18 protein-coding genes and 3 tRNA genes are annotated in these 21,611 nt (G+C 69.6%); 6 read left to right on the forward strand and 15 right to left on the reverse strand.

The genetic code is table 11. The features are described from left to right. Window positions 1-90: 90 nt before the first annotated feature. From ACUYTF_RS02960 to ACUYTF_RS02970, 3 genes are all read right to left on the reverse strand, one after another. The gene (locus tag ACUYTF_RS02960) at window positions 91-2,313 is read right to left on the reverse strand and encodes an esterase-like activity of phytase family protein (RefSeq protein WP_434143194.1); all 2,223 of its coding nucleotides are present in this window, start codon (window positions 2,311-2,313) and stop codon (window positions 91-93) included. 154 nt (window positions 2,314-2,467) lie between these two features. Continuing rightward, a tRNA-Met gene (locus ACUYTF_RS02965) sits at window positions 2,468-2,541 on the reverse strand. A gap of 34 nt (window positions 2,542-2,575) precedes the next feature. Further along, window positions 2,576-2,647 (reverse strand) — tRNA-Thr (locus ACUYTF_RS02970). A gap of 271 nt (window positions 2,648-2,918) precedes the next feature. On the opposite strand from ACUYTF_RS02970, the gene ACUYTF_RS02975 reads away from it, so the two are divergent. Then, window positions 2,919-3,413 (forward strand): hypothetical protein, encoded by a 495-nt coding sequence (locus tag ACUYTF_RS02975; protein ID WP_434143193.1) that lies wholly within the window; start codon window positions 2,919-2,921, stop codon window positions 3,411-3,413. A 145-nt stretch (window positions 3,414-3,558) separates the two neighbouring features. On the opposite strand, the gene nusG is transcribed toward ACUYTF_RS02975, so the two are convergent. The 4 genes from nusG to ACUYTF_RS02995 form a co-directional block, all read right to left on the reverse strand. Further along, complete coding sequence (gene nusG / locus ACUYTF_RS02980; RefSeq protein ID WP_434143192.1) at window positions 3,559-4,377, reverse strand: transcription termination/antitermination protein NusG; 819 nt, start codon at window positions 4,375-4,377, stop codon at window positions 3,559-3,561. Between the two features lie 58 nt (window positions 4,378-4,435). Beyond that, a complete protein-coding gene (gene secE / locus ACUYTF_RS02985) occupies window positions 4,436-4,711 on the reverse strand; it encodes a preprotein translocase subunit SecE (RefSeq protein ID WP_434143191.1) in 276 nt (91 codons plus the stop codon). Between the two features lie 50 nt (window positions 4,712-4,761). Then, window positions 4,762-4,837, reverse strand: a tRNA-Trp gene (locus ACUYTF_RS02990). A 194-nt stretch (window positions 4,838-5,031) separates the two neighbouring features. Further along, window positions 5,032-7,416: a chitobiase/beta-hexosaminidase C-terminal domain-containing protein gene (locus ACUYTF_RS02995; protein ID WP_434143190.1), complete on the reverse strand. Its 2,385-nt coding sequence runs from the start codon at window positions 7,414-7,416 to the stop codon at window positions 5,032-5,034. 182 nt (window positions 7,417-7,598) lie between these two features. On the opposite strand from ACUYTF_RS02995, the gene ACUYTF_RS03000 reads away from it, so the two are divergent. After that, the gene (locus tag ACUYTF_RS03000) at window positions 7,599-8,807 is read left to right on the forward strand and encodes a pyridoxal phosphate-dependent aminotransferase (protein ID WP_449279317.1); all 1,209 of its coding nucleotides are present in this window, start codon (window positions 7,599-7,601) and stop codon (window positions 8,805-8,807) included. 8 nt (window positions 8,808-8,815) lie between these two features. On the opposite strand, the gene ACUYTF_RS03005 is transcribed toward ACUYTF_RS03000, so the two are convergent. The 5 genes from ACUYTF_RS03005 to ACUYTF_RS03025 form a co-directional block, all read right to left on the reverse strand. Beyond that, entirely contained in the window at window positions 8,816-9,301 is a 486-nt protein-coding gene (locus tag ACUYTF_RS03005) for a hypothetical protein (RefSeq protein WP_434143188.1), read from the reverse strand. Window positions 9,302-9,502: 201 nt separating this feature from the next. Continuing rightward, window positions 9,503-10,069, reverse strand: coding sequence for a TetR family transcriptional regulator (locus tag ACUYTF_RS03010; RefSeq protein WP_434143187.1), 567 nt, complete (start codon window positions 10,067-10,069; stop codon window positions 9,503-9,505). Window positions 10,070-10,128: 59 nt separating this feature from the next. Next, window positions 10,129-12,276 carry a YhgE/Pip family protein gene (locus ACUYTF_RS03015; protein ID WP_449279318.1) on the reverse strand — a complete coding sequence of 716 codons (2,148 nt, stop codon included), beginning with the start codon at window positions 12,274-12,276 and terminating at the stop codon, window positions 10,129-10,131. Window positions 12,277-12,353: 77 nt separating this feature from the next. Continuing rightward, window positions 12,354-13,019, reverse strand: coding sequence for an ATP-binding cassette domain-containing protein (locus ACUYTF_RS03020; protein WP_449279319.1), 666 nt, complete (start codon window positions 13,017-13,019; stop codon window positions 12,354-12,356). A gap of 383 nt (window positions 13,020-13,402) precedes the next feature. Beyond that, a complete protein-coding gene (locus tag ACUYTF_RS03025; RefSeq protein ID WP_449279320.1) occupies window positions 13,403-14,806 on the reverse strand; it encodes a glutamate decarboxylase in 1,404 nt (467 codons plus the stop codon). A gap of 118 nt (window positions 14,807-14,924) precedes the next feature. Between ACUYTF_RS03025 and ACUYTF_RS03030 the strand changes: the two genes are divergently transcribed. The 3 genes from ACUYTF_RS03030 to ACUYTF_RS03040 all read left to right on the forward strand — a co-directional run bounded on the left by ACUYTF_RS03030 (window position 14,925) and on the right by ACUYTF_RS03040 (window position 17,428). Next, window positions 14,925-16,109, forward strand: a complete 1,185-nt coding sequence (locus ACUYTF_RS03030) for a CE1758 family FMN-dependent luciferase-like monooxygenase (protein WP_449279321.1) — start codon at window positions 14,925-14,927, stop codon at window positions 16,107-16,109. Between the two features lie 52 nt (window positions 16,110-16,161). After that, window positions 16,162-16,617, forward strand: coding sequence for a MarR family transcriptional regulator (locus tag ACUYTF_RS03035; protein WP_434143182.1), 456 nt, complete (start codon window positions 16,162-16,164; stop codon window positions 16,615-16,617). A gap of 79 nt (window positions 16,618-16,696) precedes the next feature. Beyond that, the gene (locus ACUYTF_RS03040; RefSeq protein ID WP_449279322.1) at window positions 16,697-17,428 is read left to right on the forward strand and encodes a CE1759 family FMN reductase; all 732 of its coding nucleotides are present in this window, start codon (window positions 16,697-16,699) and stop codon (window positions 17,426-17,428) included. Window positions 17,429-17,667: 239 nt separating this feature from the next. On the opposite strand, the gene ACUYTF_RS03045 is transcribed toward ACUYTF_RS03040, so the two are convergent. Further along, window positions 17,668-18,882, reverse strand: coding sequence for an MFS transporter (locus ACUYTF_RS03045; protein WP_449279323.1), 1,215 nt, complete (start codon window positions 18,880-18,882; stop codon window positions 17,668-17,670). Between the two features lie 117 nt (window positions 18,883-18,999). Further along, window positions 19,000-19,458, reverse strand: a complete 459-nt coding sequence (locus tag ACUYTF_RS03050) for a MarR family transcriptional regulator (protein ID WP_434143179.1) — start codon at window positions 19,456-19,458, stop codon at window positions 19,000-19,002. Between the two features lie 162 nt (window positions 19,459-19,620). Between ACUYTF_RS03050 and ACUYTF_RS03055 the strand changes: the two genes are divergently transcribed. Beyond that, window positions 19,621-20,073, forward strand: a complete 453-nt coding sequence (locus ACUYTF_RS03055; RefSeq protein WP_434143178.1) for a VOC family protein — start codon at window positions 19,621-19,623, stop codon at window positions 20,071-20,073. Between the two features lie 114 nt (window positions 20,074-20,187). Here ACUYTF_RS03055 and ACUYTF_RS03060 read toward each other — a convergent pair whose 3' ends face one another. After that, window positions 20,188-21,579 carry an aminotransferase class III-fold pyridoxal phosphate-dependent enzyme gene (locus ACUYTF_RS03060; RefSeq protein ID WP_449279324.1) on the reverse strand — a complete coding sequence of 464 codons (1,392 nt, stop codon included), beginning with the start codon at window positions 21,577-21,579 and terminating at the stop codon, window positions 20,188-20,190. Window positions 21,580-21,611: the final 32 nt, after the last annotated feature.

Consider the following 21,611-nt stretch of genomic DNA (forward strand, 5'->3'; position numbering starts at 1 on the left):
CCGGGAAGTTCCTGGGAGCCGCCGGACGCGAGGCGGCTCCCGCCCCGAGCGCCGAGTTCCTTGCTCAAGGCCTGCGCTGGCCCCGACGGGTCAGCGGGTACGGCGGGCCCCGGTGCGGCGACGGGCATCGAGCAGCGCGGCGCCCGCGAGCAGCAGTACCAGCGCGCCGGCTGCGAGGGCGGTCAGCCCGCCGAGGCCGCCGCCGGTCGACGCGAGCGTCTGCGGGCTCGCGGTCGTGCTGACGGCGGCCGATCCTTCGCCGGCACCGGCAGTGCCGGCGCCAGCCGCACCGCCATCGGCAGCACCACCGGCACCGCCATCAGCGGCACCACCGGCACCGCCGTCGGTGCCGTCGCCCAGCGCCAGGTCGCAGTCGACCGTGCCCGCCCACAGCGAGTGCCCGCCGTTGTTGCCGTCGTCCGAGCGCACGACCTGCTTCTGCCCCTCGACGCAGCTCGAGTCGGGGGCGAGCGCGAAGCCCTCGAGGTTGAGGTTCTCGAGCCCGGTCGGGCGATTGAAGACCCGGTCGACCACGAAGTCGCCGCCCGAAGGCTTCATGAGCGTGACCGAACCGCCGACGCTGTCGTCGGCGACGGCCCAGAGACGGCCGTTGTCGCCGTCCCACTGCACCTCGGCGATGCGCGGCATGCCCGACTCGACGACGCCGACGCGGTCGGCGGTCGCACCGTCCTCGCCCAGGGCGTAGGCGTAGAGATTGCCGTTCTTCTCGAGCGCGAGGAAGAAGAGGCCGTCGCCGTGGTGCGGGTAGTCGGCGGGGTCGTAGCCCGCGCCCGTGCTCTCGTCGATGTAGCCCTGCGCGGTGAGGAATGCGTCGGGCACCCACGTGATGCCCTCGAAGCCGAGGTTCGCGTCGGCCTTCACTCCGGGGTCGATGACGCCCGCGAAGTCGGCCGTCACATCCCACTGCGCGGTCGGGTGCAGCACCGAGCCCGCCTCGTTCGGGTCGAAGCGCAGCACGCTGTCGAGGGCGACGTTCTTGTCGACGTTGTCGCGCTCGGTGGTGATGTAGAGCAGCCCGTCGGGGCCGACCGTGATGCCCTCGGTGTCGGGCTGGCTCGTGAGCGGGTCGGTCTGTCCCGGGAAGACGAGCGCCTTGCCCTCGGCCCAGCCGTTCGCGCGATCCTTCACCCAGAGGTCGCCCTGCTGCACGAGGCGGTACAGATGGTTCTTGTTCTTCACGGCCCACATGACGCCCGGCTCGTTCGGGTCGATGTCGAGGCCCGAGACGTCCTGCCCCGAGACAGCCGAGTCGAACTGGCACTGGTTGTCGGCGGTGCGCCAATCCCGGCTGCCGGGCCAGGCGATGCCTCCGGGCATCTCGGCGGCGAGGTCGGAGGCGGGCTCGGTCTGGCAGGGCACGTCGCTGTCGCCGCTCAGGTCGATGATGCGGCCGCTGCAGGCCTCGGCGTTCGACTCGCCCCAGCTGTTGCTCTCGGTGTGCAGCCAGGTGGCCGATCCGTCGCCGCAGCGGCTGAACGAGCCGGGCTGCGCGTCGTTCATGCCCCAGGTCGCCTGGTCGACGAGCGTGACCGCGTCGGGCAGGAAGAGGCGCACCGAGTCTCCGTCGGAGCTCAGGCCCTGATTCGACAGGAACATCTGGAAGCCGCCCGCGGGCACCACGGTGCTGCCGGCTTGCGGAATGATCGCGGCGGGTGCGCTGCCGCTGTCGGCCTGGAGCCAGTCGGCGACGTCGATGTCGGTGTCACCGCTGTTGAACAGCTCGAAGGCGTCTCGGTACGGGGCGACGTTCTCGGAGGTCACCTCGTTGATCGTGATCGCGGCGGCGTCGCCCGGACCCTCTTCCCCGGTGCCGCCCTCGGGGTTCAGCGCGCCGGGAGTCTTCGTCGCCTGCGCCGCGAAGTCGCCGGTGCCGTTCGGCACGCGGCCCCAGGTACTCAGGTGGTGGTCGCCCCACTCGAACGAGTCGAGCAGCGTCGTGCCGTCCGCGGCGAAGAGCTCGAGGCGATCGTTCTTCTTGAACTTGAAGACGTCGTCGCCCTCGAGCAGGGTGACGCCGCCCGCAGGGATCACCGTGCCCGCCGGGATCGCCTTCGTCGCGGCGTTCTCACGGTCGGTCACCGTGACGCCCGAGGCATCGACCGGCACCGCATCGAGATTGATGAGCTCGACCCAGTCGGGCCCCCCATCGGTCTCGATCTCATTGATCTTGAGGTTCGGGGCCGCCGGGGCGGCGTCGGGAGCCGCCAGCGCGGCGGTCGCGCCGGTGAGCGTGAGCGAGGCGACGCCGAGGGCGGCGGCGATCATCGTGAGCAGAGCAGGTCGAGGCACCACGGGCCTTTCGTTCTCGAAGCAGAATCGCTTCGATCACACCAGAGCCGCGTAGCCGGAGAACGTCGCCCGGGTAGCGGCGAGGTGAACAGCGCGGGGGCTCCCCCGAGAACGACGAAACCCCCGGAAGACCGGGGGTTTCACTCGTGACTCTCTGTAGCTGAGGCGGGGCTCGATCCCGCGACCTCACGATTATGAGTCGTGCGCTCTAACCAGCTGAGCTACTCAGCCAAACTGGCCCGCACGAGGCGGGCCAGAGAGTCAGAGCCCCGAGCCAGGATTGAACTGGCGACCCCTTCCTTACCATGGAAGTGCTCTACCACTGAGCTATCAGGGCGAAGTCGCCATCTCGGGCAGACCCGTTCGGCGACAACCGTTAAAGAATAACACCATTCCCGGCGCGATGCGAAATCGGGCGGGCATGCTGCGTCGCCCGTGCGTGTCGCATGCGTGGGCGCGACGATCCCTGGCGAATCGGAGCCCGTAGATGCCGCCGCGAACTAGACTCGAGGGGAGGGATCGAGCATCGCAGGGCACCCGCCCGCCGCTCTCCCCGAACCCGCCGAGCGCTCACCCCGCAGAGTGCCGGCCGAGAAGGAGAAGGTCGCGTGAACAGCCGCATCGTAGGCGTCGTCGGAGTGCTGCTCGCACTGTGGATGTCGATCGGCCGCTGGCCGTTCGGCATCATGGGGCCCCTCTCGCTCTGGTTCGTCGCGACCATCGGCTTCGCGTACGCGGCGCTGCAGATCTGGCTCGCGCACCGCCTCGTCGTGACGAAGCGCCTCGGCAAGCGGAACCGCCGCTCGGTGACCGTCACGCTCATCCTGTCATGGGCGTGCGCCATCGGATTCGGCTTCACGGCGCCCGAGAGCACCCCCGACGGGCTCGTGTCGCTGCTCGGGCACTGGAGCGGGTCGGCGTTCTCGTCGGAGATGTCGATCGCGCTCTGCAACCCGCTCGGCATCATCGCCTTCGTGCTCGTGATCTTCGCGATCGGCATCGCCTACGCCGACGTGCGCGAACGGGTCGAGGAGGACGAGTACCTCGATGACGCTCCGCAGATGGTGCGCCACCCGCTCGCGACCCCGCCGGCCGGCGAGTAGCGAGCGGCGCTGCTCCCAGCGCCGCGCTCGCCCAGCACGCTCCCCGAGGCGATCCCGCGGGGCGCGCCCCGGAAACGCAGAACGCCCGCGCCTTCCGAAGAGGGCGCGGACGTTCTCGCACGCAGTGGACCGCAGGGTCTACGAGTCAGACGACCTTGGTGACCTGATCGAAGCTGAGCTCGACCGGGGTCTCGCGCTCGAAGAGCGAGACGAGCACCGTGAGCTTGCCCGACGCGGGATTGATCTCGCTGATGGTGCCCGGGAGGCCCTCGAACGAGCCCGACTTGATCGTGATGGTCTCACCGATCTCGAAGTCGATCTCGACATTGCCCTGGGCGACTGCGGTCGCGGCGGCCTTGCCCTTCGCCGTTGCGGCGGGCTCGAGCTCGACGGTGCTCTTGAGCATCTCGAAGGCCTCGTTCAGGCGCAGCGGCACGGGGTTGTTCGCATTGCCGACGAAGCCGGTCACGCCGGGCGTGTGGCGCACGACGCCCCAGGTCATCTCGTTGAGGTTCATGCGCACGAGCACGTAGCCCGGGATGCGCACGCGGGTGACCATCTTGCGCTGGCCGTTCTTGACCTCCATGACCTCTTCCATGGGGACCTGGATCTCGTGGATGTCGTCGACAGCGCCCATGACCTCTCGGCGGTTCCAGAGGTTCGACTTCACCTTGCGCTCGTAGCCGGCATAGGTGTGGATCACGAACCACTTGCCCGGGCGGCGGCGCAGATCCTTCTTGAACGCCTTGTAGGGGTCTTCGGCCGCGGCGGCTTCGCCGTCGACAGCCTCTTCCTCAGACTCCTCGTCGACGATCGCGGAGGCGGCGGCAGCGGCCTCTGCGGCATCGTCGATCTCGAGGGCGTCGGTCACTGCGGCATCGGCGACGGGATCTTCCGACAGCACCATCGCGTCGAGTACCGCGTTGAGGTCGGCCTCGGGGTTGTTGGTGTTCTCGCTCGTCATTTCCATGCCTTACTTTGCTTGAGGATTCGGGGGTCTGTCGCTCGCGCTCGGCGGCGAATCAGCCGACCGGAGTGCCGAATGCGAAGAGGGTGAACCAGAGGAACGCCTGGTCGAGCAGCCACACGAGCAGCATCATGATCACGACGAACGCGAGCACGACGATGGTGTAGTTGATCAGCTCCTTGCGCGTCGGCGTGACGACCTTCTTGAGCTCCGCGATCACCTGCTGGATGAACAGGATAATGCGGCCGAAGAGACCGCGCTTGGCTGCGCGATCGGCCTTGGCACGCTCGACGAGACCGCCGCCGCTTTCCTCGACTTCTCCGCTGCTCATGCACGTCCTTTCATCACGCCGCCGATACCACTGGGTATCGAACGGCAACGTGGCAGGGCGGACAGGACTCGAACCTGCAACCTACGGTTTTGGAGACCGTTGCGCTACCAATTGCGCCACCACCCTATGGAGAACGAACTCCTCCAGAACCATCTCACACCATCGCAGCTGAAAAACTACTTCGGGCACAGAAAATTCTGGTGAAAGTCAATCACCTGAGAACACTCTACGCGATCCAGCCCGGGATGTCGAACCGCGCGCGTACGCCCGGGCGCGGTGCCCCGGGGCGGCCCGATCGATGCATCGGGCCGCCCCGCGGGTCACTCCCCGCTCGAACGGAGACAGCGACCGAGCGCGACGGCGCCGGCACCCGCCGCGAGCAGCAGCCCCGCGGCACCGGCGTACCCGGCGACCGCCTCGGCCGAGCCGCCCGTGGCGGCGAGGGGTGCCGAGCCGCCTGCGGCGCCCGCCGCACCGTCCGCACCGTCCGCACCGTCGGCACCGTCGGCACCGTGCGCACCGTCGACACCGTCGACACCGTCGGCACCGGAGCCGCCCTCGAGGTACGCCTCGAGCGCGGTCTCGAGCACGGCCGTGGCCTCATCGAGCTGCGCCTGCGACCGATTCAGCGCCTCGACGACCCCGGACGCCTCGGCGATCGCGTCGCGCAGGGCGTCGTCAGCCGCACCGTCGTCAGCGGCACCGCCGCCTGCGCCCTCTGCCCCCTCGAGCACGGCTTCGGCGCGCGCGATGGCATCGACCAGACCGGCGCGGTCTACCGCGACGAGCGCCCGCTCGAGCGCGACCGCCGCGGCCTCGGCATCGAGCGCCGCCGCATCGACCGCGTCCTGGGTCGCGGGTTCCGCCCCCACTATCCCTCGCGCATCCGCGACGAGCTGCTCGGCCGCTGCGGCATCGGCGATCGCGTAGCCGTAGTCGCCCTCCTCGGCGGGCGTCGTCGCGCCGAGCACCCGCTCGATCGTCGCCGCGAGCTCCTCGACGCGCGCGGCGACGGCGTCGAGTGCGGTGCGATCCAGCGCCCCTGCCACGAACTCGATGGCCCGCGCGGCGCTCTCGTTGCCGTACGAGTCGCGGGCGATGAGCGTCGCCTCGTACGCGCGGCCGTCGACGAGCGCCTGCTGCACGGTCCCGCCGACTCTGCCGCCCTCGCGCACCGCGAGCGGCACGTCGAGCACCGACGGGCGGGGCGCCACGACGTACTCCGCATAGAGGCGCTGCCCGGCAGGGATCAGCTCGACGACCGCACCGGTCTCCAGATCCCGCAGCTCGACCGTGTAGTCGTTGACGAACTGGTCGTCCCGGGCCTGCGGCAGCCGCAGCACCGGCCCGGCCACCGTCTGCCTCACGGTCGGCGCCGCATCGCCCCAGTCGGGAGCGACGGCGTTGCGGTTCGCGGCGGTGTACGTGAACCCGGCCTGCACGGCCTGCGGATCCTCGCCCCTGCCGATCACCCAGCTCGGCCCGGCGAGCGTGCCGGTCGAAGCGAACGGCGGCTGCTTCTGGAAGCTCCAGGCCCCGGTGTCGTCGTAGGTGCGGCCGGCGTCGGCCGCGTAGTTGATGCGATCGACCTCGACGCGGTCTCCGTACACCTCCACCACGACCGATTGCGCGGTCGGCACCGTGTGCTCCCTCGCGAGCCCGGCGCCGAACGCCTGGTACATGCTGTCGATCTCCTCGTACGACATCGAGCCCTCGTTGATCGAGGTGAACGACTCCTGGTGGATCGAGCGCTCATCGCTGATGTTCAGGTGCGAATGCCCCGAGAAGTAGACCACCTGCGGGAAGTCGGCGAGGTTGCTCCTGAGCCCCGCGTTCGACGCCTGGGCGCCATCCCACACCGTGTCGGGCAGCGGCCGGTGACCGAATACGAAGACCGGAGCGCCCGCGGTCGCGGGGTCGTTCGAGAGCTCGGTGAGCCTCGCGTAGAGCCAGCCCGCCTGCTGCGCGTTCCAGGCCTCGGTATTCACGACGAACGCGGGGAACCCGCCGATCTCGGCCTCGTAGTAGCCGGTATCGCCCGGAAACCACTCGTCGGGGTACTGTTCGGCCATGCGGGTCACGAGGTCGTCGTGATTGCCGAAGGTCATGAGCACGTCGGTGCCGACCATGCCGGTGCGCTCGAGATTCTGCTCGAGCATCGCGCGGGGGTAGCGGTGGTCGCTCGCGCTGTCGAAATCGTTGTCGTTGATCTGGTCGCCGTTCGACACGATCGCGTCGAGGACCGGTGCAACGCGCTGCAGCGTGTCGAAGTAGCTCTGCCACTTCACCACCTGGTCCTCGCTGTCCGAGGAGAGGTGGATGTCGCTCATCACCGCGAACTGCGCGAGCGGAGCCTCCTCGGTCTTGATCAGGATGCCCCGGATCACCGGCCGGCTCTCGCCGCGGTCGGTGAAGGCGACGGCGGTGAGATTCGCCGACTCCGAGACCGTGACGGGTGCCTCGTACAACGCGCTCGCGCGCGTCGGGAGCGTGCCGTCGAGCGTGTAGCGGATCTCGGCCCCCGCATCGGCCGCGAGCTCGACGACCTGGGCGCCCACGTAGCGGCCGCTCTCGATGCTCGCCGAGGGCGCGGCGCCCCCGCTCGCCGCGACGACCGCGGCTGACGGCACACCCGGCCCGGCTCCCTGCGCGACGATCAGTGCCGACGCCCCCAACACGACCGTCGCGATCCAACGCTTCCCCATGTACTGCTCCGATGCTCGATTCCGTGATGCTCGATAGAGGCGATTTCGCCCCGCATCAAAGTTGTCAATACAAGGTGACGGGAGCTCTGCCGCCGCGTAACGGCCCCGTGAACGCATTCGGCGAGAACTTCACCCGTGCTCCACTCGCACGCGCCGGGGGCAGGTGCCGTAGGCTTGCAGACGTGAGCAACATCTCCCGTTTGTCGAAGAAGATCGGCGCGATCGCCGAGTCCGCCACCCTCAAGGTCGATGCGAAGGCCAAGGCGCTGCAGGCCGAGGGCCGCGATGTGATCAGTTTCGCCGCCGGCGAGCCCGATTTCGCGACGCCGGCCCACATCATCGACGCCGCGCGCACCGCCCTCGACGACCCGAAGAACTTCCGCTACACCGCGGCGACGGGCCTGCCCGAGCTGCGCGAGGCGATCGCCGCGAAAACCGCGCGCGATTCGGGCTGGGACATCGAGCCGTCGCAGGTCGTCGTCACCAACGGCGGCAAGCAGGCCGTCTACCAGTCGTTCCAGGTGCTGCTCGATCCGGGCGACGAGGTGCTCGTACCCGCACCGTACTGGGTGACCTACCCCGAAGCGATCCGTCTCGCCGACGGCGAGCCCGTCGAGGTCTTCGCCGGCGCCGACCAGGGCTACAAGGTGACGGTCGAGCAGCTCGAGGCCGCCCGCACCGAGAGGACGAAGGCGCTGCTGTTCGTGTCGCCGTCGAACCCGACCGGCGCCGTGTACACGGCCGAGGAGACGCGGGCCATCGGCGAGTGGGCCGAGAGTCACGGCCTGTGGGTCGTCGCCGACGAGATCTACCAGAACCTCGTCTACAACGGCGGGCGCGCACTCTCGATCGTGGAGGCCGTGCCCGCGCTGCAGGATCGCGCGATCCTCGTGAACGGCGTCGCGAAGACCTACGCGATGACGGGCTGGCGCCTCGGCTGGATGGTCGGCCCGGCAGACATCATCAAGGGATCGGCCAACCTGCAGTCGCACCTGTGCTCGAACGTGAACAACATCGCGCAGCGCGCGGCGATCGCGGCGCTGAACGGCTCGCAGCAGGCGGCCGAGGACATGCGCGTCGCCTTCGAGCGCCGCCGCGGCCTGATCGTCGAGGCGCTCGGCCGCGTACCCGGGTTCCACTGCCCGATGCCCGAGGGCGCCTTCTACGCCTACGTCGACGCGACCGCCGCGCTCGGCAAGACCTACCGCGGCGTCACGCCGGCGAACACGCTCGAGCTCGCCGACCTCATCCTCACCGAGGCCGAGGTCGCGACGGTGCCCGGCGAGGGCTTCGGCCGCAGCGGCTACCTGCGCCTGAGCTACGCGCTCGGCGACGAGGCGATCGTCGAGGGTGTCGGCCGCATCGAGAAGCTGCTGTCGGAAGCGGAGTAGCCCGCAGACTACGCGCCGACCGCGAAGCCCACGCCGAGGTGCGCGAGCATCCCGAAGAGCACGCCCCACAGCACGATCGACACGATCTGCCACGCGATCACGGCGTTGCGCGAGGCGCCGAACCCGACCATCGCGGCCGAGGTGATCTGGCTCGGCAGCATCGTCTGGCCGAGCAGCGAGACCCCGGGAACGCCGAAGCGGTCGAACATGCGCTTGACCTTCGCCTTGCGCGGCGTCAGCGGTTCATCGGCGCTACCGCGCGATGCGCGCACCTTGCGCCTCGTCGCATCGGCGCCGAGCACGAACGCGAGCATCGAGGCGGCGTTGCCGATGACGGCGGCCGAGATCGCGGCGACCGGGTGCAGACCGATCGCGACGCCGATGGCCGAGCCGAAGTACGACTCGACGAACGGGATCGCCGCGATGAGCGCCACGGCGAGACCGCGCGACCATTCCGGAAAGCCGTTCGCGAATTCCTGCAGCTGTTCGATCATGCGCGCCCCCTGGGGTTCCGTGGTCGGTATCGGTATCGGTGACCGGGTACCTTCCACGTTAGAGATGCGGTGCTCTAGAGGCATCAGCCGTCGGAGTGAACGCCCTCAGCTTCGAGGCTGATAGCGCGCATGCTCCGCTCCCCTGCAGGGCGGAGCGCTCCGCCGAGCAGAGCACACGGCGCAGCGGAGCGCGGACACCCGTCAGAACGCGCGCAGCACTTGGTCGAGCACTTGTTCGACGGGCTGCTCGGGGCGAAACAGCAGCCAGTCGAGGCAGGCTCCCGCGATCGCGCCGAAGAACGCGGCTCCGGCGGTCTCGGTGATCTCGCCGTCGTCGCCGCGGGCGGCCTGCGCCTCGCGCAGCGCATCGCGGTACTTCACGACGACCGACGACCGGGCGTGCTCCATGATCTCGGCCCAGGCGCGATCGGTGCGGAACACCTCGGAGGCCATGAGCTTCGCGAGGTCGAGGTTGCCGCGCAGCCCTTCGAGCGTCGCCGCGGCGACCGCACGGGGCAGACCGGTCGCGTCGCCGTTCTCGACCGTTCGGGCGTGCGCCTCGTCGATGGTCGCGCCGAGCTTCTCGAAGCCGTCGCGCATCACCTCGGCGAACAGCGCATCCTTCGACGCGAAGTTGTAGTAGAGACTGCCCTTCGCGACGCCGGCCGTCTCGGCGATCAGATCCATCGATGCACCGCTGATGCCGTGCTGCGCGGCGACCTGCACCGCCGCATCGACGATGAGCTGCTTCGTTTTCCCGCGTGCCATGCTCTCAATCCTCTCGTATCCGGGCGGCGATCGTGAGATCGCCGCCCGGGGCTCCCGACTTAGATCGCCAGTTCAGGATGCAGACGACCGATCGTCCACACCTTCTGGCGCCGGGCGGCGATCGCGCTGATCGCGAGCGACCCGATGAGCACACCGACCATGACGAGCAGGGACCCCCAGAATCGACCGTCGATGCCGCCGCCGATGAGCTGGCGCAGACCGTCGACCACGTACGAGGCCGGCATGAACGGGTGCAGCGCCTGGAAGAACGCGGGCGTCGTCTCGACCGGGTAGGTGCCGCCCGACGACGACAGCATGAGCATCAGCAGCACGAGGCTCACGACGCGTCCGGTCGCGGTACCGAGCACGGCGATGAACATCTGCTGCAGCGCCAGGAACGCGAGCGTCACGAGGAGCATGAACGAGGCCATGCCGAACCAGTGCACGGGCTGCATGCCGATGCCGTAGACGAGCACGAGCATCATGACGACGACCTGGCCGAGTCCGATGAGCGCGGCCGGCCAGAAGCCGGTCAGCACCGAGCGCAGGCCCGACACGTTCGATGCGAAGGGGCGGCGCGGCATCGGCCGCAGGATGAGCCAGGTGATGAGCGCGCCGACGAACGATGCGAGCGCGATGAAGAACGGGGCGAAGCCCTCGCCGAAGCCCTGCACCTCGTTCTCGGTGACCTCGGTCAGCTCGATCGGAGCGGCCATGGTCTCGGCGATCTTCTCGGGCTGGCCCTTCGCGAAGGCCGGCGCCTCGGCGGCGCCCTCGGTGAGTTTGTCGGCGAAGGTCGCCGAGCCCGAGCTGACCTTCGAGGCGCCCTCGGCGAGCTCGCCCGACTTCTCGGAGGCCTGCTGCGCACCGTCGTTGAGCCGCGACGCCCCGTCGGCGAGCTGCGACGCCCCGGCCGCGAGCTGGTTCGCTCCGTCGGAGGCGGTCGCGATCCCTGCCGCGAGTTCACCCGATTTGCCGGCGATCGTCGAAGTTCCCCCCTTGAGCGCCACGAGACCCTGCTCGAGCTGCGTCGCGCCGGCCTGCGCCTCGTTCGCCTTGGCCGGAAGCACGGAGGCCTTGCCGCTCAGTTCGGTGAGTCCGCCGGTGAGGCCCTGGGAGCCGGCGCTGAGTTCATCGATGCCGCCGCTGAGCTGCTGACCGCCGGCGGCAAGGCCCGCGATCGAGGAGCCCTGCGTGGCGAGCGCCGCATCCAGCTCGGCGAGGGTCATCGTCGGGTTGGCGGCTGCGAGTGCGGCGACCGCATCCAGGCCGCCCGACAGCGTCTGCGCGCCGGCCTGTGCAGCGCCGACGCCCGCTTGGAGCTGCTGACTGCCGGCGAGGGCGGCATCGATTCCTCCGGAGAGCTGCGGTGCCTGCGCGGCGAGCTCGTCCATACCGGCGCGGAGCTGAGTCGAACCGGCCTGCGCTTCACCGAGCTTCGCGTCGAGCTCTCCCGCGCCTGCCGCGAGCTGCGCGCTGCCGCTGCTCGCCGCGCCGAGGCCGGTTGCGAGGCGGTTCGTGCCGTCGACGAGCTCGGGCGACCCCGCGACGATCTGGGCGGTGCCGTCGGCGAGCTCGCCGAGGCCCGCGCTGAGCTGGGTGGTGCCGTCGGCGACGGCCTTCGTGCCGTCTTCGAGGGTGCCGGCGGCGCTTGCCGCGTCGCGCGTACCGTCGCTCAGCTTCTCGACGCCGACCATGACCTGCTCGGCCGCGGTGCGGGTGGTGGTCTCGGCGACCGCGTCGCGCAACTGCACCATGGCCGTCTTGCCGAGGGTCGACGCGAGGAACGAGTTGTTGTCGTTGTAGACGACCTCGAGCTGGCCGGCCTTCGGGTCGTCCTGGAGCCCTGCGAGGGTCTGCGAGAAGTCGCGGGGAATCGTCACGGCGAAGTAGACGTCGCCGTCGGCGACCGCGGTCTGTGCGTCGGCGTCCGAGAGCGGCTTCCAGTCGAGGTCGCCGCCCTTCTGCAGCTCGGTGACGACGTCGTCGCCCGCGGCGAGTTCGGAACCGTCGGGCGCCTCGGCCGACTCGTCGAGGTTGACGATCGCGACGGGCAGTCGGTTCATGTTCTCGGTCGGCGCCCAGAACGCCCACAGGTAGAGGGCGCCGTAGATGAGCGGGATGACGAGGAGGACTGCGAGCGCGATCTTGGGCAGTACGCCCTGGCGGAAGCGCTTGAGCTCGGTGCTGCGCGTGAAGAGTGACATGTGCTTTCAGGTTTCTGCTGGTGACGTGCGGTGGCGCGAGGGGCGGGGCCGGCGATCGGGCCGCGGCCGCCCGTCGCCTAGAGTTCGATGACGGCCGGGTCGTGCTCGGCGAAGAGGCCGACGTCGCCCGGGTCGCTCGTCGCGAGCACGATCGGCATGCCGTTCGCGGCGAGGGCGTTCAGCCGGCCGGCGACGAGCGCGCGGTCGGAGGGATCGCGCAGCGCGTCGAAGTCGTCGACGACGAGCATCTCGGGGCCGTCGATGAGCGCGAGGGCGATGCGCACGAGCATCTGCTCATGCGCGTTCAGTTCGCGTACGAGGTCTTCGTGCGCGGGCAGCGGAGTCTCGCCGAAGGCGCCGCCGAGCAGGTCCGCCGCCAGCTCGTCGGTCATACGGGGCGTACGGCGGTACCAGGGCATGGCCCACGACAGGCGCTCGCGCAGCGTGGCGCCGAGCGTGACGGCGGGCTCGAGGGCGTCGATCTCGGCGAAGCCGACGATGCCGACGCGCTCGCGGATGCTCGAGAGCCCGGACTCGCCCAGGGTGCTCAGTGCGCCCTCGGTCAGGCGCATGCGGCCGGCGATGCTGAGCAGCAGCGAGGTGCGACCGGTGCCGGTGGTGCCGCGCACGACGGTGACGGGGCGCGCGCTGGTCGTGGAGAGCGGGCCGAAGACGGTGCCGCGCTTCGCGCTGACGCCGGCGCCCTGCAGGTCGAGGATCGGTGCGATTTCCGATGTGCTCACGTTGGTTCCTCACGGATGATTGCGTTTTCTTGAACTGACTAGTCAGTCTAAAACGAAGATGCGCGTGCGTCAAGAAGACACCCAGCCGGCGTTCAGCCTCGCCGGGCGCGACGGCTCCGGCCCCCGCCAGTCTCGCCCCCGGACGCCCACCGGATAGCTGACGCACCACTGGATAGGCGAATCACGGCGACCGAGCTATACGCTCGCGCTTCGGGTACCCGGCGAACGCAAGAACCGCGAAGGATCAGGGCCGGGCAGCGCGGTCAGGGCAGGCCGGGCGGGGCAGGGCCGGGCAGGGCAGGCAGGGCGGGGCAGGGCAGCGCGGTCAGGACGGGCCGGACGGGGCAGGCAGGGCCGGGCAGGCGGGACGCGCTCCCCCGGGCTCAGTGGGCGAAGCTCGTGCCCGCCGCCTCGCGCGGCAGCGGCGCCGAGAGCGCTTCGAGGAAGGCGACCTCTTCGCGGATCGCATCGAGGAGGTAGCCGGCGAGGTCACGGCTCAGCCCGAGGCGCACGACGATGCGCTGCACGACCAGCTCGGCCAGGTCGTCGGGCATCGGGTACGCGGGCACGAGCCAGCCCCGCATGCGCAGGCGGTCGGCGAGGTCGTACAGGTCCCAGTTCTTCGCGGGCCCCGGCTTCAGGCGCCAGGCGAACACCGGAATCGTATCGCCGCGGCTCACCAGTTCGAACGGCCCCATCTCGGCGATCGCGGCCGAGAGGTACTGGGCGACGTCGAGCGAATCCTGCTGCACCTGACGGTACCCCTCGCGACCGAGGCGCAAGAACTGGTAGTACTGCAGCAGCACCTGCGAGCCCGGTCGCGAGAAGTTCAGCGCGAGCGTCGGCATGTCGCCGCCGAGGTAGCTGACGTGGAAGATGAGGCTCTCGGGGCAGGCCACCTTGTCGCGCCACACGACCCAGCCGACGCCCGGGTAGACGAGCCCGTACTTGTGCCCCGAAGTGCTGATGGAGTTCACGCGGTCGACCCGGAAATCCCACTCGAGTTCGGGCTGGCAGAACGGGGCGACCATCGCGCCCGATGCGCCGTCGACGTGGATCCTGACGTCGACCCCGGTGGCCTTCTCGATCTCGTCGAGCTTCGCGGCGATCTCGCGCACCGGCTCGTAGAGTCCAGTGTAGGTCTGGCCGAGGATGGCCACGACGCCGATCGTGTTCTCGTCGACGTACCGCTCGAGCTCGAAGCCGTCGAGCACCAGATGCTCCTCGGTCACGGGGACGTAGCGCGGCTCGACCTCCCAGTAGTTGCAGAACTTCTCCCACACGACCTGCACCCCGGCCGACAGCACGAGGTTCGGGCGCTCGGTCGATGCGCCCGCCGCCCGCCGGGCCTCCTGCCAGCGGCGCTTCAGGGCGAGGCCGCCGAGCATGCACGCCTCGGAGGAGCCGATCGTCGAGGTGCCGATGGTGTCGCCCGTGTCGGGCACGTTCCAGAGGTCGGCGAGCATGCGCCAGCACCGGTCCTCGATGTCGGCGGTCGCCGGGTACTCGTCCTTGTCGATCATGTTCTTGTCGGCCGACTCGGCGTAGAGCTTCTGCGCGTTCTCGTCCATCCAGGTGGAGACGAAGGTGGCGAGGTTGAGGCGCGAGTTGCCGTCGAGCATCGCCGCGTCGTGCACGATCTGATAGGCGGTGTCGGGCGCCATCAGCCCGTCGGGCAGCTCGTACTTCGAGAGCGTCGTCGCCTCGCCGGGGCGCACGAACACGGGGCTGATATCGATCTGGGCGCCGACGCTCTGCTCTGAGCCGGGCCGAAACAGGTGAGGCATGGCCTCAGACTAGGCCATTTCATCGGAGTTGGGAACGGCCGGGAATACCCGGGGCAGGGGTTCCGTTATTTACATGCACACGCATATAATTGACGTACCGTCACAGAAAGTTGGAGCCATGGAATTCGGAATCTTCTCCGTCAGCGACGTCACCCGCGACCCGGTCAGCGGAGAGACCCCGAGCGAGGCCGAGCGCATCCAGGGCCTCGCCGAGATCGCCGTGCACGCCGAAGAGGTCGGGATGGACGTCTTCGCGATCGGCGAGCACCACAACCCGCCGTTCTTCTCGTCGAGCCCGACGACCTTCCTCGCCTACATCGCGGCGCTCACGAAGACGCTGAAGCTGTCGACGAGCACCACGCTCATCACCACGAACGACCCCGTGCGCATCGCCGAGGAGTACGCGATGCTGCAGCACCTCGCGAAGGGCCGCATGGACCTCATGCTCGGCCGCGGCAACACCGCGCCCGTGTACCCGTGGTTCGGCAAGGACATCCGCTCGTCGCTGCCGCTCGCGCTCGACAACTACAACCTGCTGCACCGCCTGTGGCGCGAGGACGTCGTCGACTACGACGGCAATTTCCGCACCCCGCTGCAAGGCTTCACGTCGACCCCGCGCCCGCTCGACGACGTGCCCCCGTTCGTGTGGCACGGTTCGATCCGCACCCCCGAGATCGCCGAGCAGGCGGCCTACTACGGCGACGGATTCTTCTCGAACCACATCTTCGCGCCGAGCGAGCACTCGCTGCGCCTCATCAACTTCTACCGCGAGCGCTTCGAGCACTACGGCCACGGTACGAAGGAGCAGGCGATCGTCGGCCTCGGCGGGCAGACTTTCATCGCCAAGAAGTCGCAGGACGCCCTCGACCAGTTCCGCCCCTACTTCAACGAGGCGCCGGTCTACGGGCACGGCCCCCGCATGGAGGATTTCATGCGGCAGACCCCGCTCTCGGTGGGCAGCCCGCAGGAGATCATCGACAAGACCCTCGGCTTCCGCGAGATCTTCGGCAATTACCAGCGCCAGATGTTCCTCATCGACCACGCGGGCCTGCCCACCAAGACCGTGCTCGAGCAGCTCGATCTGCTGGGCGAGCACGTGATCCCGGTGCTGCGCGAAGAGTATGCGAAGGATCGCGGCCCCGAGGTGCCCGAGTCGCCGTCGCATGCCGACCTCGTGCAGGCGAAGTACGGTGATGAGGCGCCGCGCCAGCCGAAGCCGAACGCCAATCGCGGCGATAATGTCACCGGCGGCTCCCCCTACCAGGATTCGCCCATGAAGCAGGGCGCGTCGTTCGGCCTCTGAGCCGACCCTGCCGCCCGCACCCGACCGCCCCACCTACGCCGAAGGACGCACCATGAGCCCCCGCACCGACATCCGCCTCGCGAACGAATCGTGGGAGGCCGTCATGTCGGCCCACGCGGGGCTCATGGCCCTCTTCGCTTCGGAGGGCATGTGGAGCGACGTGAACATGCGCGAGTACGATGTGCTCTACACGCTCGCGAAGAGCGGCGAGCCGCTGCGCATCTGCGAGGTGCAGAGCGGGGTGCTGCTCAGCCAGCCGGCGCTCTCGCGCATGATCGAGCGCCTCGCGCAGCGCGGCCTCGTCTCGCGCGAGACCGATGCGACCGACGGGCGCGCGGTGCGCGTCTCGCTCACCGAGGAGGGCGCGCGCGTGCAGCGCGAGGCCGGCCGGGCGCATGCCAAGAGCGTCGCCCGCGAGCTGACCGCGGCGCTGTCGATCGACGAGATCCGCGAGCTCGGGCGCCTCGCCCGGAAGCTCGCCGCGGGCGCCTCCCCCGCCGCAGACTGAGCGACGGCCGGTCAGGGATCCCTGACTCGGGCCGCCCGCACTCACCTTTCACCCCACGAACTCTCTCGAGGAGCACCTCATGAACGCCCCCTACGACGGCATCGACTTCGACGGCATCGACGGCATCGACTCCGGCGATGCCGGGCAGCCCCGCACCAAGCGGCTCGCGGTGGTGAGCGCCGGCACGAGCGACCCATCGACCACGACGATGCTCGCCAATCGCGTCGCCGACAAGGCCGCGTCGCTCGCCGCGAGCCAGGGCATCGCGCTCGAGATCCGCTTCGTCGACCTGCGCGCCATCGCCGACGACGTGATGACGGCGCTCGTGTCGCAGCACGTATCGCCCGAACTGCAGGCGGCGAGCGACATCATGCGCGACGCCGACGCGATCGTCGCCTCGACTCCCGTCTACAAGGCGGGCGCGAGCGGACTGTTCAGCGCCTTCTTCCAGGTGCTCGACAACGATCTGCTGATCGGGACTCCGGTCGCGCTGACGGCGACGGGCGGCAGCCCGCGCCACGCGCTCGTGGTCGACGACCAGCTGCGCGGCCTGTTCTCATACCTGCGCACCATCACCGTGCCGACGTCGCTGTTCGCCTCGCCGGAGGATTGGAACGATCGCGGGCTCGGCGGCCGCATCGAGCGCGTCGCGACGGAGCTGGTGGCGCTCGTCGCCGCCGGCTTCCGCGAGTCCGTGCGCGGCGACTCGTGGGGGTCGTACCAGCACTCGTACGGCAGCGCGGGCGGCACGGAGCTCGGCATCGACCTGAACAGCGACCTCATGCGCATGGCGACGGGCGGGCGAGCATAGCCGGAAGCGCCAGCTTTCGGCGCGAGCCCGCCGCGGCCACTGCCGCGGCCCACGGAGCAAAGCGCGGGGCGGCAGGTAAGCCTGTAGCACCGCCCGTCCGCATGTCTTCGGCTGAAGATACGGCCGATCCCTGGCGGAATGTCAGATCTCAGGCCGAAAGCACGTGGAAGGGCGACGGCCGCCTTCGAGAGGGCGACAGCAGAGCGGTTCGGGCGGCGAGCCGACAGGGATCACGCCCCCTAAGCCGCGTCGCCCACCGCGATCGCCGCGGCCTCGCCGACCTCGCTCTCGTGCGATCGGCCGATATGCGCGAGGCGGTGGCCCGACAGCGCGAGCACCACGATCGCGACGACGACCGAGGCGGCTCCGACCCCGTACGGCACGCCGGCGCCGAACGCGACGGCGATGGGCCCGGCGACAGCGGGGGCGACGGCACCGCCTATGAACCGCACGCCCGAGTAGGCCGACGAGGCGACGTTGCGGGGCAGGTCGGTCGCCTCCATCACGGCCTCGGTGAGCGCCGTGTTCATGACGCCGAGCAGGAGGCCGGCGGCGATGACGACCGCGATCAGGCCGGTCAGGTGCTCGACGAGCAGGCCGAGCAGCACGAGGCACACCGCGAGCCCCGAGAGCATCGCGAAGAGCACGGGTCGCAGCCCGAAGCGGCGCGTGAGCATCGGTGCGACCAGCACCGAGGTGATCGCGAGCGCGAGGCCCCAGCCGAAGAAGACGAGCCCGAGCTCGTGCGCGCCGAACTCCTGGCCGTGGGCCGCGGCGGCGGCCTCCATCGGGTAGGGGCTGTAGGCGAGCAGCACGAAGAAGCCGAAGTTGTAGAAGAGCGCGACCGCGGCGAGCGCGAGCAGGGCGGGGTGGCGCAGGGCCCGGAAACTGGCGGCGATCGAGACGCGCTGCGGCGCCGGCGCGCCCTGGGGCGTGCGCAGCATGGCGATGATCGCGATCATGGCGATGCCCATGAGCGCCGCGGTGCCGAAGAAGGGTCCGCGCCACGAGACGCTGCCGAGCAGACCGCCGAGCAGCGGGCCGGTCGCGAGGCCGACGCCGAGCGCGGCCTCGTAGAGCACGATGGCCTGGCGGGCCCCGCCCGATGCGGCGCCGACGATGGCGGCGAGCGCTGTCGAGATGAAGAGCGCGTTGCCGAGACCCCAGCCGGCGCGGAATCCGATGATCGCGTCGACCGAGCCCGAGGCCCCGGCGAGCGCCGCGAAGAGGACGACGAGCACGAGGCCCGCGATGAGCGTCTTCTTCACGCCGATGCGACCTGAGACCCAGCTCGTGAAGAACATGGCGATGCCGGTGATGAACAGGTAGCTGGTGAAGAGCCACATGGTCTGCCCCGGGGTGGCCTCGAGCTCCTTGCTGATGGCCGGCAGGATGGGGTCGACGAGCCCGATGCCCATGAACGAGACGGTGCAGGCGAATGCGATGGCCCACACGGCCAGGGGCTGGCGCAAGATCGAGGGCCGGTCGGCGGCTGCGGTCGGGGGTGCGGCGGTGGAAGACGTGGGAGGCTCCTTCGGGTCGTCGTGCTGCAGGGTTCTGGGTCGGCGGGCTCAGCCGTGCGGCTCGATGCGCTCGCTGAGCTGCTGCATGAGTTCGGCCGCGCGGGCGAGCGTGGCGCGGTCGAAGTCGGTGAGGTCGGCGAGGTGGGGGCGCACGCGCGACGCGGCGGATCGCCGGTAGTCGTCGAGCGCTTCGCGCCCGGCGGCGGTGATGCGCACGAGGGTGGCGCGCCCGTCGGCGGGGTCGGGGCGGCGCTCGACCCACCCCTCGCCTTCGAGGCGCTGGGCGAGGCCGGTCATCGAGGGCTGCGCGATGCGCTGCCGGTGCGCGAGCTCGCTGATGCGGGCGGGCCCGTCCGAGTCGAGCTCGACGAGCACCCGCCAGGCGATCGGCGAGTACGCGTTGCCGGGAATGCGCCCGACGATCTTCGAGAACCGGCCGGCGCTGCGCGTGAGCGCGAGGGCGATCGCATCGATATCCGATGAGGTTGCCGCATTCGTTCCGCTCATGTTCATGAATCCTAGCACCGATTACATCGTATCCCTATCTATTTTGTACGACGACGACTCTCTCACGGCGATTGCGCATTGACCCGGGGGCCGGAGCTTGCGATTCTGGGTTCCATCCGGCCGCCCGGCCGACCCGAGAGACCCGACCCCCAGGAGCCCGGCATGATCTTCGTCAATCTGACCACCACCGACCTCGAGCGCAGCAAGGGCTTCTACACGGCGCTCGGCTGCGAGATCAACCCGCTCTTCACCGACGAGAACGCGGCGTGCATCGTCTGGGACGAACGCACGTACTTCATGATCCTGACCCATGCCCACTTCTCGCAGTTCACCGACAAGCAGATCGTCGACCCGCGCACGAGCGCGCAGGTGATCGTCGCACTCACCCGCGACTCCCGCGCCCACGTCGATGCGACCGTCGAGGCCGGGCTCGCGGCCGGCGGCAGCGAGAACGGCGAGCCGCAGGATTACGGTTTCATGTACCAGCGCAGCATGGAAGACCCCGACGGCAACATCATCGAGTTCAACTTCATGGAGCCGCAGGCCGCCGAGCAGGGCCCCGAAGCGTATCTCGACGAACACGGCGCGGGCCCCGACGCGGTGCCCGAGGTGTAGCACCCGGCGAACGGCCCCGCGGCGCGATGCCCGCGGAGACGGCGCAGGCCCCGATCCCTGGCGAATATCGCTCGAGGGATCGGGGCCTGCAGCCGGTCGGCGGCTGGATCCGGATCAGTTGCCGGTGTAGTAGCCGTCGGCCACGTCGAGGGCCGCATCCATGATGTCGAGACCCTTGATGAGGTCTTCCTCGCTGATGACCAGCGGAGGTGCGACCTGCAGGCGGTTGAAGTGCACGAACGGCACGAGACCGGCCTGCTTGCAGGCGGCGACCACCGCGTTCATCGGCGCCGCTGCCTCGCCCGCCGCGTTGTACGGCACGAGGGGCTCGCGGGTCTCGCGGTCGACGACGAGCTCCATGGCCCAGAAGAGACCGCGACCGCGCACCTCGCCGATCGACTTGTGCTTCTCGGCAAGCTCCGCGAGGCGGGGGCCGACGACGCGCTCGCCGAGGTCGCGCACGCGCTCGAGGATGCCCTCCTCCTCGAAGATGTCGAACGTCGCGACGCCCGCGGCGCAGGCGAGCGGGTGCCCCGAGTAGGTCAGGCCGCCCGGGAAGGCGCGGTCGCCGAAGGTGTTGTGGATCGCCTCGGAGATGACGACGCCGCCGAGCGGCACGTAGCCCGAATTGACGCCCTTCGCGAAGGTCACGAGATCGGGGGTGACGTCGAAGGCCTGGTAGCCGAACCACTCGCCGATGCGGCCGAAGCCGACCATGACCTCGTCGCAGATCATCATGATGCCGTACTTGTCGCAGAGCGCGCGCACGCCGGCGAGGTAGCCGGGGGTCGGCACGAGCACGCCGTTGGTGCCGGTAACGGTCTCGAGGATGATCGCGGCGATGGTGTTCGAACCCTCGAGCTCGATCGTGTGCTCGAGGTGCGCGAGCGCGCGGTCGGTCTCCTGCTCGGGGGTCTCCGAGTAGAACTCCGAGCGGTACTGGTAGGGGCCGAAGAAGTGCACGACGTTCGCGTCGAGCACGCCGTTGTTCCAGCGGCGGGGGTCGCCGGTCATGGTGATGGCCGTCGCGGTCGAGCCGTGGTACGAGCGGTAGCGCGCGAGCACCTTCTGACGGCCGGTGTGATGGCGCGCCATGCGGATCGCGTATTCGTTGGCGTCGGCACCGCCGTTGGTGAAGAACACCGAGCGGGCGCCCTCGAAGGAGTGCTCGACGATGCGCTTGGCGAGCTCGCCGCGCACGTCGTTGGCGACGGCGGGCTGGATGGTCGCGAGGCGGCCCGCCTGCTCCTGGATCGCCTTGACGAGGCCCGGGTGCTGGTGGCCGAGGTTGAGGTTGACGAGCTGCGCCGAGAAATCGAGGAACTCGTTGCCGTCGTAATCCCAGAAACGGGCGCCCTCGCCCTTGGCGATCGGCAGCGGATCGATCTTGTTCTGCGCCGACCACGAGTGGAAGACGTACTGCTTGTCCTCGGCGCGCACCTTGCGCTGCGCCTCGGAATCGCCGAAGCTCTGCTCGGCACCGTTCAGGTCGATGAAGTCGGCCATGGTTGTTTCTCCTTAGAACTGTGAGCTGTCGC

The sequence above is a fragment of the Leucobacter sp. GX0328 genome (genome assembly GCF_053567315.1).